The sequence below is a fragment of the Pseudomonas sp. CROZ-RG-20F-R04-15 genome (assembly GCF_022662375.1).
Lineage (GTDB): Bacteria > Pseudomonadota > Gammaproteobacteria > Pseudomonadales > Pseudomonadaceae > Aquipseudomonas.
On the sequence record NZ_JAKNQL010000001.1, the window covers coordinates 1 to 12,829 of the forward strand.

Consider the following 12,829-nt stretch of genomic DNA (forward strand, 5'->3'; position numbering starts at 1 on the left):
AGATTAAATTCCGAAACCCCAATTGCGAAAGCAGTTGGGGTTTTGTTTTGCCCGCAGGAAAGTTCGTACAGCATTCACAGACGCCGTCCGGCTGCTACAACCTGCCGACAATGCTAAGGTTCTGCCCTGGCTTTTGTACTTCTCCAAGGAAACCCTTATGCCGGACGCCCAGTCCCTCAACGCTGCATTCATGGTGGTTCAGAGCAACAGCCTGGACGAACTGCGCAGCCTTGTGATCAGCATCATGCGGCGCTATCCGCTAGCTCCCCTGGAAAACGAAATTGCGTTGGTGCAGAGCAACGGTATTGCCCAGTGGCTCAAATTGGCTCTGGCGGAAGACCCGGAGGACGATGACCTCGGCGGTTGCGGCATTGCAGCCGCGATTGACGTGCAATTGCCCGGAAGCTTCATGTGGCAGCTATACCGGATGGTTCTCGGACGAGAAGAGATTCCGGCCAAATCCCTGCTCGATAAGGCCCCGCTAACCTGGCGTCTGATGCGCTTGTTACCCCAGGTTATCGATCGCCCGCATTTCGAGCCGTTACAACGCTTCCTCACCAACGACACCGACTTGCGCAAACGCTATCAACTGTCTGAGCGTCTGGCGGATCTCTTCGACCAATATCAGGTATATCGCGCCGACTGGCTCGAAGATTGGGCTGAAGGGCGGCATCAGCTACGAAATGTCAGAGGCGAAGTAAAACCGCTGCCACCGACCAGTTGCTGGCAAGCGGAGTTGTGGCGTGCATTGCTCGATGACGTGGGCGAGCAGGGGATGGCGCAGAGTCGTGCGGGTGTTCACCAGCGATTCATCGAGCGCATCAACCACCTCACCGAGGCCCCGGTGGGGCTGCCCTCGCGAGTGATCGTCTTCGGGATTTCCTCGTTACCAGCACAAGTGCTTGAAGCGCTGGCCGGGCTTGCGCGTTTCAGTCAGGTTCTGCTGTGTGTGCACAACCCCTGCCGTCATCACTGGGCTGACATCGTCGCCGACAAGGATCTGCTGCGCCATCAATACAAACGGCAATCGCGCAAAAGCGGAATGCCCGTCGTGCTTGATCCTGAAACACTGCATCAACATGCCCATCCGCTGTTGGCAGCATGGGGCAAACAAGGCCGGGACTACATCAGCCTGCTCGACAGTTACGACGATCCAAATAGCTATCGAGCGGCTTTTCGCGACGGTCGCATAGACTTGTTCAGCGACACCCAGCCACACAACCTGCTCAATCAACTGCAGGATGACATCCTGGAGTTGCGCCCACTCAACGAGACACGTGAACACTGGCCCGCTGTCGACCTGGCTGATGACGAGTCGATCCGCTTTCACATTGCCCACAGCGCTCAACGTGAAGTCGAAATATTGCATGACCAGCTCCTCGCGCGCTTCAGTGCCAACCCGGATCTGCGCCCTCGCGATGTGATCGTGATGGTGCCAGACGTCGATAGCTACGCGCCGCATATCCGCGCGGTGTTTGGTCAGCTTGATCGCCACGACCCGCGATTCATACCCTTCACATTGGCCGATCAGGGGCAGCGCGGCCGCGATCCATTGCTGATCGCCGTCGAACACCTGCTCAAGCTTCCCGACAGTCGTTTCCCTGTCAGTGAAATCCTCGATCTGCTCGACGTTCCTGCTCTTCGCGCGCGCTTTGGTGTGGAGGAGCCCGACCTGCCAACACTGCATCGCTGGATCGAAGGTGCAGGCGTGCGTTGGGGCATGAACGCCGAGCAACGGGCGGGCCTGGGTTTGCCGAACGAGCTTGAACAAAACAGTTGGCATTTCGGTCTGCGCCGCATGCTCCTGGGCTACGCCGTCGGCAGTGCCGACGCGTGTGAAGGGATTGAGCCCTACGATGAAATCGGCGGACTCGACGCCGCACTGATCGGGCCGTTGGTAGCCTTGCTCGACGCTCTGGAACTTGCACATCAGCAGCTCACCCAACCGGCTCAACCCAAGGAGTGGGGGTATCGGTTGCAAGCGCTGATGCAGCTGTTCTTCAAAGCCAGTAACGAGCATGACGATTACTTGCTGACCCAGCTCGAAGAGCTTCGCGAAACCTGGCTGGAAACCTGTGAGGCCGTAGGTCTTGCGGATGAGCTGCCACTGACAGTTGTTCGCGAAGCCTGGCTCGCCGGGCTCGACCAAGGGCGTTTGTCTCAGCGTTTTCTGGCCGGTGCCGTGAATTTTTGTACGCTGATGCCCATGCGCGCCATTCCATTCAAACTGGTCTGTCTGCTGGGGATGAACGACGGCGATTATCCCCGCGCACAGCCGCCGCTGGACTTCGACCTCATGGGCAGCGACTACCGCCCCGGAGATCGTTCGCGGCGTGAGGACGACCGATATCTTTTGCTCGAAGCGCTTTTGTCAGCACGCAATCAGCTGTACATCAGTTGGGTCGGTCGCAGTATTCGCGATAACAGTGAACGACCGGCTTCCGTGTTGATCGGCCAGTTGCGTGATCACCTCGCCAGCGGCTGGCGATTGCTCGACGAAAGCCGGGATCTGCTGAGCGCCATGACGCAAGAGCACCCTCTGCAACCGTTCAGTGCGCGCTATTTTCATGACGGCGATCACCTCTTCAGCTACGCCAGCGAATGGCAGGTTCTGCATCAACAGCATGAGCCTCAAAACGAAGCGCAGTTACTGACTCCCTATGTACAAGAGGAACCGTTGAGCCTGGCTTTGCTGCAGGATTTTTTGCGCAACCCGGTTCGACACTTTTTCACCCAGCGCCTCAAGGTATATTTCGAGGCCGCAGAAGCTCCGCTGGCCGATGAAGAACCTTTCGTACTGGACGCATTGCAGCGTTACACGCTTAGTGACAGCTTGCTCGAAGCCGCTCTCAGGCAACCGGACAATGTCGATGAGGCGCTGACTGCTCAGGCCCGGCGCCTGCAAAACAGCGGCCTGCTGCCAATGGCCGGGTTTGGTGAGTGCCTGCAACGAGAGTTGATCGAGCCTCTGCCGGATTTGCTGCAGCGTTATCACCAACTGCTGACACTCTGGCCTGCCCCTTTGACCAGTGCGTTACCGGTCAACCTCCAATTGCAGGGATTACGCCTTGAAGGCTGGCTTGCCGGTTTGCATCAGCGCGCCGACGCTGGCCTGTTGTCGGTCACGACCATTCCCAACAGCATTGGCTCGATCAAAAGCCGTAAATGGCATCGCCTGACCAAACCCTGGGTCAATCATCTGGTGGCCTGCGCCAGCGGACTTTCCCTCAGCACCGCACTGGTTGCCAGCGATGACACTCTGCTGCTTGATCCCATGGAGCCAGATCGCGCCATACGGTTCCTCGGTGACTTGCTGCTCGCCTGGCAGGCCGGTATGCGCCAGCCACTGCCGATCGCGGTAAAAACCGCTTTTGCGTGGCTCTCTCAGACCGACCCGCTGAAGGCCGAAGCCGCCGCACGTAAAGCCTATGAAGGTGATGGTCAAACCAGTGAAGGTGAGCGCCGCGAGAGCCCGGCGTTGTCACGTCAATTTGCCGATTTCGAGTCATTGCTCGCTGACGAGACGTTTTCCGGTTGGTGTGATGCTTTGTATCGCCCGCTCTTTGAAGCGCCCTGGCGTTCGCTGTCCACTGAGGGGGCTTGCGCATGAGTACCAAGACACCCCTTGCACTGGCATTCCCGCTGCGCGGCAGTCAGCTGATCGAAGCCAGTGCCGGTACGGGTAAAACCTTTACCATTTCCGCTTTGTACCTGCGACTTATCCTGGGGCACGGTGACGAATTGAGCGGGTTCGGCCGCGAATTGCTGCCACCACAGATTCTCGTGGTGACCTTCACCGATGCCGCGACCAAGGAATTACGAGAACGCATACGCACGCGTCTGGCGGAGGCCGCTCGATTCTTTCGCGAAGAAACGCCTGCGCCCGACGCACTGATCGCCGAACTGCGTGATCAATTCGACCCCCAACAATGGCCAGGTTGCGCCAACCGTCTCGATGTCGCCGCGCAATGGATGGACGAGGCCGCCGTTTCGACTATCCACAGTTGGTGTCAGCGCATGCTGCGCGAGCACGCGTTCGACAGCGGCAGCCTGTTTACCCAATCCCTGGAAACCGACCATAGTGACTTGCTCGGCGAGGTGTTGCGCGATTACTGGCGGCTGTTCTGTTATCCGATGCAGGGCGATGCCTTGAACTGGGTTCGCAGCAACTGGGGCGGACCTGCGGCATTGTTGCCTCGCATACGCGGCTTGTTCGCCAGTGAACGCGACAGCGACGAGGGAAAGGTTCCAGCGGAGCTAATAGAAGAATGCCTGCAAGAACGTCGTGCAGCGTTGATCGAACTGAAAATGCCCTGGCGCCAGTGGGCAGACGAGTTGCTCGCCATCTGTCATCAGGGCGTTGCGAGCAAAACCGTCGACGGTCGCAAGATGCAGGCGCGTTACTTCGAACCGTGGTTCGAAAAGCTCAAGGCATGGGCTGAAGACGAGACTCTGGAACAACTGGATATCGGCACCGGTTTCACCCGACTGACTCCCGACGGTATGGCCGAAGCCTGGAAGGGGCAACCCCCGAGCCACCCGGGCCTGGATGCCATGCCGGCACTCAAGTCGAGCCTCGATGCTTTGCCAACCCCGGATGCCGCCGTGCTGCAACATGCCGCCAAATGGGTCGGCGCACGCTTTGAAGAAGAGAAGCGCCGTCGCGCCGAAATGGGTTTCGATGACATGCTTTTGCGTCTGGATGCCGCGCTGCAATCCGATGGAGGCGAACGTCTTGCGACGTTGATCCGCGAGCAGTTCCCGGTCGCGCTGATTGATGAGTTTCAGGACACTGACCCGGTGCAGTACCGAATCTTCGAAAGCATCTATCGCATCGAAGACAACAGTCCAGACACAGGCCTGTTTCTGATCGGTGATCCGAAGCAGGCGATCTACGCTTTCCGCGGTGCGGACATCTACACCTATCTGCGCGCGCGCCAGGCCACTACTGGCCGACTGCATACGCTGGGGACCAACTTCCGCTCCAGCCACGGCATGGTCAACGCGGTCAATCATGTATTCGCACGCGCCGAGTCCCGTGAGCTGGGGCGCGGCGCATTTTTGTTCCGCGAAAAAAACGGCGACAACCCGGTGCCATTTCTTCCCGTCGAATCTCAAGGTCGCAAGGAACATCTGCAAGTTGCCGGGCAGACTGTCGCGGCGTTGAATGTCTGGCACTTGTCCACCGACCAGCCACTGTCGGGTGCGGTCTATCGTCAGCAGTTGGCAGCAGCATGCGCCAGCGAAATTACTGCGCTGCTCAATGGCGGGCAAAACGCTAGCGCGGGGTTTGTTCAGGACGGCAAAGACTTCAGAGGTTTGAGGCCGTCCGACATCGCGATTCTCGTGCGCGACGGCAAAGAAGCCCAGGCTGTACGCGGTGAACTCGCCGCCCGTGGCGTGCGCAGTGTTTACCTGTCGGACAAGGATTCGGTGTTCGCAGCGCAGGAGGCACACGATCTGTTGTCCTGGCTCAAGGCCTGCGCCGAGCCGGATGTCGAGCGCTCCCTGAAAGCCGCATTGGCCTGTATCACCCTGAACCTGCCATTGGCCGAGCTGGAACGTCTGAACCAGGATGAACTGGTGTGGGAAAGCCGGGTCATGCAATTCCGTGGCTATCGCGAGCTATGGCGCAAACAGGGCGTGCTGCCGATGTTGCGACGCCTGCTGCACGACTTCCATTTGCCGCAAACCTTGATGACACGCAGCGATGGCGAGCGCGTGCTGACCAACCTGTTGCATCTGTCGGAGTTGATGCAGCAAGCGGCTGCGGAGCTGGACGGCGAGCAAGCGCTGATCCGCCACCTCGGCGAACTGCTGGCAGTCTCCGGTCAGGCCGGTGAAGAGCAGATTCTGCGTCTGGAAAGTGATGAGCAACTGGTCAAGGTCGTGACTATCCACAAGTCCAAGGGCCTGGAATATCCATTGGTGTTCTTGCCGTTCATTTGCTCGGCGAAACCCGTCGATGGCAGTCGCTTGCCACTGCATTACCACGATGCAGCGGGCAAGGCTCAGGTGAGTCTCAAACCGACTGCCGAGCTGATTGCACAAGCGGATGATGAGCGTCTCGCCGAAGACCTGCGCTTGCTCTACGTAGCCCTGACCCGCGCGCAGCACGCCTGCTGGTTGGGCGTGACGGATCTCAAGCGAGGCAATAACAACAGCTCGGTCCTGCACCTTTCCGCGCTGGGTTATCTACTCGGTGGCGGCTCATTTCTGGGTGAGTCGAGCGAACTGAAGCGCTGGTTGCAGGACCTGCAGCATGATTGCCCGGCCATCCACACCGGTGAAATGCCACAGCCCACCGACGAGCATTACCGGCCACCACGCAACGACGCCGTGCTGAGCGCTACGCTGCTGCCCAAGCGCAAGGCCAGCGAAAACTGGTGGATCGCGTCTTACAGTGCGCTGCGCATCAGCGATGTGCTGAGTGTCGGCAGCGATGAGGCGCCGGACAGTCCGCAGGCACAAAAGCTGTTTGACGACGAACGCCTCGACCCGGACGCGCCACGAGAAATCATTGCCGGCGGCGCCGATATCCACCGCTTTCCGCGCGGGCCCAATCCGGGAACATTTCTTCACGGTTTGCTGGAGTGGGCCGGTGATGACGGCTTTGCCGTTTCGCGCGAAGCGCTCGAAGATTCGATTGCCCGGCGCTGTAATCTGCGCGGCTGGGAGGGCTGGATAAACACTCTGAGTGACTGGCTGCAACATCTGTTGCAGTCGCCATTGCCGATTGCCGGCGGGCAGCCACCAGTCGTTCTGCAACAGTTGACGCAGTATCGGGTCGAGATGGAATTCTGGTTCGCCAGCCATAAGGTCGACGTACTCAAACTCGACGAACTGGTGCGACAGCACACTCACAGAGGCGTGGCTCGCGTGGCGGCAGAACCAGTGCAGCTCAACGGCATGTTCAAAGGCTTCATCGACCTGACCTTTGAACACGATGGTCGATATTACGTGGCCGACTACAAGTCCAACTGGCTTGGCGTGGATGATCTGGCTTACACCGAACAAGCCATGGAGCAGTCGATTCTCGACAACCGCTATGACCTGCAATACGTGCTCTACCTATTGGCGTTGCATCGCCAGCTCAAGGCACGGCTACCTGATTACGATTACGACCGGCATGTCGGCGGCGCGTTGTATCTGTTTCTGCGTGGCACACGCGCCGACAGTCGTGGCGTGTATTTTGCCCGCCCACCACGGGAACTGATCGAGCGTCTTGACCGAATGTTTCAAGGAAAACCCGAACCCAAGTCCGAACCCGCCTGGGAACAGGGAGTCCTGCTATGAGCCGCAGCTTTGCCGATCTGCTCCCAACGCCGCTGGCCGCTGACAGTCTGTCGCGGCTATCGCCCCTGACCAGCGCCGATGACCTGTTGATATTGCTGACCCGTTGGGTCGAGCGAGGCTGGCTGCGTGCGCTGGACAAAGCGTTTGTCGCGTTCCTTCATGAACTCGAGCGCGATACGGATCCACTGGTGTTGCTCGCTGCCGCCCTGACCAGTCATCAACTTGGCCACGGTCACGTCTGTCTTGATCTGTACGAAACCCTGAAAGCTCCCGACTTCGCTCTGTCGCTGCCCCCGGAAGGGGATGTGCAAGGGGGTGTGTTGTTGCTGCCTTCGCAATTGCTTGAAGCGCTTGAAGGTGCGCACTGGTGCAAGGTTCTCGCGGGCAGCTCTTTGGTCGCACTGGCGGCGGATACCCGCGATATCGCACAGCAACGCCCGCTGGTGTTGGCCGGAAAACGTCTGTATCTGCGACGCTACTGGGCCTACGAGCGGCGCATCGATTCCGCGTTGCGCGAGCGCCTGCAGCAAGTCGAGCCGACGCCGGATGATTTGCCACAGCGCTTGAACGAGCTGTTCGGATCAGCGAAAACGGGTGAGGTGATCGACTGGCAGAAACTCGCTTGTGCCATCGCGACCCGAGGTGCCTTCAGCATCGTCACCGGTGGTCCGGGGACCGGTAAAACCACCACGGTCGTGCGTTTGCTGGCGTTGCTTCAAGCCCCCGCAGTCGCGGCCGGTCATCCGCTGCGGATTCGTCTGGCGGCGCCGACAGGCAAGGCTGCGGCGCGGTTGACCGAGTCCATCAGTCAGCAAGTGCAGTCGCTCGAAGTCAGCGAAGAGGTGCGGGCGAAGATCCCTTGCGACGTCACCACCGTGCATCGTCTGCTGGGCAGTCGTCCCGGCACCCGACACTTCCGTCACCATGCCGGCAACCGCCTGCCGCTGGATGTGCTGGTGGTCGACGAAGCCTCGATGATCGACCTGGAAATGATGGCCAATCTGCTCGATGCCTTGCCTCCCCATGCACGGCTGGTCTTGCTGGGTGACAAGGATCAATTGGCCTCTGTGGAGGCCGGCGCAGTGTTAGGGGATTTGTGCCGTGATGCCGAGAATGGTTGGTACAACCCGCAGACCCGACAGTGGCTGGAGTCGGTCAGCGGAGAGTCGCTGAAGGACAGTGGTTTGCAGGAGGACGTCGATGGCGCTCACCCGCTAGCCCAGCAAGTGGTGATGCTCCGCCACTCCCGGCGTTTCGGCGAGGGCAGCGGTATCGGTCAGCTCGCGCGTCGGGTCAATCAACAGCTGCCGGATGAAGCGCGTCAGTTGCTCGCGGCCGGGCACTATGACGATGTGTATTCGTTGCCGCTCAAGGGCGAGCATGATCACACGCTGGAGCGACTGTTACTGGAGGGGCATGGCGATGGACCTCAAGGCTACCGCCATTATCTGAGCGTACTGCGCAATCAGCGTCCACAGTCGGGCCGGCCCCTCGAACATCCGGACTGGGTCATTTGGGCCCGCGAAGTCCTGCAAGCGTTCGACACCTTCCAGTTGCTGTGTGCCGTACGCAAGGGGCCGTGGGGTGTCGAAGGTCTGAATCAACGCATCACCGCCGCGCTGCTCAAGGCACGTCTGATCGAAAGTGATCAGCAATGGTACGAAGGACGGCCAGTGCTGATGACTCGCAATGATTATGGTCTGGGCTTGATGAACGGCGACATCGGGATCGCCCTCAAGCTGCCCGAGCGCGAAGGCCCAGACGCAGGCAAACCGGTGTTGCGCGTGGCTTTCCCGCGCAACGACGGGCAGGGCGGCGTGCGCTTTGTATTGCCAAGCCGCCTCAACGACGTCGAAACCGTCTACGCCATGACGGTGCACAAGTCCCAGGGGTCGGAATTTGCTCACACGGCGCTGATCCTGCCCGACGCCTTGAACCCCGTGTTGACCAAAGAGTTGATCTACACCGGTATCACCCGGGCCAAGCATTGGTTCACCTTGATCGAATCCCGAGCGGGCGTGTTTGAAGAAGCGGTGCAGCGCAAGGTCAAGCGCCTGAGCGGATTGATGCTGGAACTGGAGGAGGGGACCGTGCCTGCGAGGTGAAAATCCCGACGATGGACGGCGTTTACTGACCAACCGGTCAGAGGTCGCTGTCTCGCTGGCGTTTCAGCGCTGTGCTATCGTTGCGGCATCATTTCGCTACGATCCAAGAGAATCCCTGCATGAAGGTGTCTGTCTGGGCGACAGGGCGCGTAGTTGTCTGCAAGCATGCGTTGCTTGTCGGTCTGCTCTGGGTGATGACGGGCGCGGCTGTCGCGCAGCCGCAAGCGCCGACGGGCATGGCCGAACAACGGGCCAAATCTGTCACGCAGGTTGTTCTTGGCATTCTCAGCTATGCGCGCTGGCCGGTAGAGCCTGCGCAATTGCGCCTGTGCATCGTCGGCCCGACCGAGTACACCGACGATCTGGTCAAAGGAACCACTCAAGCCACAGGGCGACCGGTCACCGTACGTCGCCTGCTGGCCGACAACCCGGCGATCGTCAGCGAATGTGATGCGGTGTACATCGGCAAACTCACGGCAGATGAACGCAGTCGCTTGTTCGCTTCGCTGATCGGTCACCCGGTGCTGAGCATCAGCGAAGGTGGCGATCAGTGCACGGTCGGCAGCCTGTTCTGTCTGCGCGTTGGTGATGAACAAGTGTCGTTCGAGGTCAATCTCGACTCCGTTGCCCGCAGCGGCGTGCGCATTCACCCAAGCGTGCTTCAATTGTCGCGTCGCAAACCGGCGGCGCCATGAACCTGTTCAGATCGAATAGCCGCCCAACGCTGGGCTCGGTCATTGGCCGAGGGCATTTGACAGTCGCGCTGGTGGGCGTGGCGATGGCCAGCGTTTCGCTGACGTTGCTCGGCGTGCTGGCGCTACGGGTGTACGCCGATCACAACCTGCACTTGATCGCCCGTTCGATCAGCTACACCGTGGAAGCGGCGGTGGTGTTCAACGACAAGACCGCCGCTAACGAATCGCTGGCGCTGATTGCTTCCGCCGAAGAGGTCGCTGACGCCCAGGTGCTGGACAGTCAGGGACAATTGCTCGCGCATTGGCAACGCCCGGAAAACGGTTTGTTCTCTGAGCTGGAAATGCAGATTACCCGCGCCATCCTGGAAAAACCCATCAGCCTGCCAATCGAGCATCAGGACCGTGAAATCGGTCGCGTGCTGCTCACCGGCCACGGTGGCAGCCTGATGCGCTTTCTGCTCAGCGGTCTGGCGGGGATCATCCTCTGCACCGCAATCAGTGCTTGGGTTGCGCTTTACCTGGCGCGCCGGCAGTTACGCGCGATCACCGGTCCTCTACGCAGTCTGGCCAATGTGGCCCACGCCGCCCGCAGCGAACGCGCGCTGGATCGCCGCGTGCCTCCGGCGCAGATCGCCGAACTCGACAACCTCGGCAATGACTTCAATGCCTTGCTCGACGAACTGGAGTCGTGGCAAAGCCATCTGCAGAACGAAAACGAAACCCTCGCTCACCAGGCCAGCCATGACAGCCTCACCGGTCTGCCGAACCGCGCTTTTTTTGAAGGGCGGTTGATCCGCGCCTTGCGCAATGCCGGCAAACACAATGAACGCGTTGCTGTGTTGTTTCTCGACAGCGATCGCTTCAAGGGGATCAACGACAACTTCGGTCACGCTGCGGGTGATGCTGTCCTGGTCGCCGTGGCCAATCGCATTCGCGCACAGTTGCGCGAAGAGGATCTGGTGGCGCGTCTGGGCGGTGACGAGTTCGCCGTCCTGCTCACGCCGCTGCACAGGATCGAAGACGCCGAACGCATCGCCGACAAGATCCTCGCCAGCATGGACATGCCCATCGCGCTGCCGGGCGACACCAGTGTCGTGACCTCGCTCAGTATCGGCATCGCGGTTTATCCCGATCATGGTGTCACGCCGGGCGCCTTGCTCGATGCTGCCGATGCGGCGATGTATCAAGCCAAGCGTCTGTCGCGTGGCGCCCAATTCACGGCCGGGGCGGAGCTTCCGGTCGATTCCGTTCAAACCAGGAGCTGACTCTCGTGTTCACACTGTCCATTCGATCTTTTTACGCTGCGCTGTTGATCGCCGCACTGGCCCTGACCGGTTGCCAGAACACCCCGCAAAAAGGCCTGACGCCAGCGCAGGTCGCCGTTCTCAAACAACAGGGCTTCGAGCTGACCGATGAGGGCTGGGAGTTTGGCCTGTCCGGCAAAGTGCTGTTTGGCAGCGACGTCGAAAGCCTGAACAAGGAAAGTACCGAAATCGTCGAGCGCATCGGCAAGGCACTGCTGGGTGTCGGTATCGAGCGCGTGCGGGTCGATGGCCACACCGACGCGTCGGGCAAGGAAACCTACAACCAGCAACTGTCGCTGCGTCGTGCCAAGAGTGTCGCCAAAGTGCTGGGCACGGTCGGCATGAAGCAGGAGAACATCCAGTTGCAGGGTCTGGGCAGCAAAGAGCCGGTGGCGTCCAACGATACGGCGGCGGGCCGCACAGAAAACCGCCGTGTCGCGATTGTGGTCAGCGCCGATTAGTCGGCGAATTGCATCTCGCGGGTCTGCCCCATTAGCAGACCCTGATTACGCTCAGTCACCTCACGGATGTAATCCCACAACAGGGTGATCCGCTTGAGCTTGCGCAGGTCCTCCCGGCAGTACATCCAGAACTGCCGGGTGATGTCGATTTCCTCCGGCAACACCGGCAGCAGGCGCGGATCCTGCGCGGCGAGGAAGCATGGCAGTATCGCCAGCGAGCGCCCTTGCTGCGCCGCGACGAATTGCGCGATCACACTGGTGCTGCGCAAGTTGGCGCTGGCGCCCGGCAACACGTTCGCCAGATACAGCAGCTCGGAGCTGAACGCTAGGTCATCCACATAACTGATGAATTGATGCTTACCCAAGTCTGCCGGGCGGCGGATCGGTGGATGTTTGTCGATATATTCCTGAGTCGCGTAGAGCTGCAAACGGTAGTCGCAGAGTTTGCAGCATACGTACGGCCCATGCTCCGGGCGTTCCAGCGCGATAACGATGTCGGCCTCGCGCTTGGACAGGCTGATGAAGTGTGGCAGCGGCAGGATGTCCACCGAGATGGCCGGGTAGGCGTCGACGAAATGGCTCAACTGCGGCGTGATGAAAAAACTGCCGAAGCCTTCCGTGCAGCCCATGCGCACATGCCCGGACAGCGCCACGCCGGATCCCGACACCTGCTCGCAGGCCATGTGCAAGGTGCTTTCAATCGACTCGGCATAACCGAGCAGGCGCTGGCCTTCAGTGGTCAGGACAAAACCGCTGGTGCGCGACTTCTCGAACAGCAAAGTCCCCAGTGCAGCCTCCAGCGAACTGATCCGCCGCGACACCGTGGTGTAGTCGACAGCCAGCCGTTTGGCGGCAGTACTGGCCTTACGGGTGCGCGCTACTTCAAGGAAAAACTTGAGGTCGTCCCAGTTCAGCGAGCCTAGAGAGGTGATGTTTTTTTGCATGATGGACGGGCTTATATGTGCGTT

At 60.0% G+C, this 12,829-nt stretch carries 7 protein-coding genes; 6 read left to right on the forward strand and 1 reads right to left on the reverse strand.

Translation table 11 applies throughout. The features are described from left to right. Window positions 1-157: 157 nt before the first annotated feature. The 6 genes from recC to L8H52_RS00030 all read left to right on the forward strand — a co-directional run bounded on the left by recC (window position 158) and on the right by L8H52_RS00030 (window position 11,861). Complete coding sequence (gene recC, locus L8H52_RS00005; RefSeq protein WP_242205508.1) at window positions 158-3,610, forward strand: exodeoxyribonuclease V subunit gamma; 3,453 nt, start codon at window positions 158-160, stop codon at window positions 3,608-3,610. Next, the gene (gene recB, locus L8H52_RS00010; RefSeq protein WP_242205506.1) at window positions 3,607-7,296 is read left to right on the forward strand and encodes an exodeoxyribonuclease V subunit beta; all 3,690 of its coding nucleotides are present in this window, start codon (window positions 3,607-3,609) and stop codon (window positions 7,294-7,296) included. The genes recC and recB overlap by 4 nt, the downstream gene beginning before the upstream one ends. Further along, window positions 7,293-9,401 carry an exodeoxyribonuclease V subunit alpha gene (gene recD, locus L8H52_RS00015; protein ID WP_242205504.1) on the forward strand — a complete coding sequence of 703 codons (2,109 nt, stop codon included), beginning with the start codon at window positions 7,293-7,295 and terminating at the stop codon, window positions 9,399-9,401. Before recB ends, recD begins: the two co-directional genes overlap by 4 nt. 119 nt (window positions 9,402-9,520) lie before the next feature. After that, the gene (locus L8H52_RS00020; protein ID WP_242205502.1) at window positions 9,521-10,096 is read left to right on the forward strand and encodes a YfiR family protein; all 576 of its coding nucleotides are present in this window, start codon (window positions 9,521-9,523) and stop codon (window positions 10,094-10,096) included. Next, entirely contained in the window at window positions 10,093-11,361 is a 1,269-nt protein-coding gene (locus L8H52_RS00025) for a diguanylate cyclase (protein ID WP_242205501.1), read from the forward strand. The genes L8H52_RS00020 and L8H52_RS00025 overlap by 4 nt, the downstream gene beginning before the upstream one ends. Before the next feature lie 5 nt (window positions 11,362-11,366). Then, on the forward strand, window positions 11,367-11,861 hold the full coding sequence (locus L8H52_RS00030; RefSeq protein ID WP_242205500.1) for an OmpA family protein: 495 nt from the start codon (window positions 11,367-11,369) through the stop codon (window positions 11,859-11,861). Here L8H52_RS00030 and L8H52_RS00035 read toward each other — a convergent pair. Further along, a complete protein-coding gene (locus L8H52_RS00035) occupies window positions 11,858-12,805 on the reverse strand; it encodes a LysR family transcriptional regulator (RefSeq protein ID WP_242205530.1) in 948 nt (315 codons plus the stop codon). The two genes, L8H52_RS00030 and L8H52_RS00035, sit on opposite strands and share 4 nt — an antisense overlap. Between the last annotated feature and the right edge of the window lie 24 nt (window positions 12,806-12,829).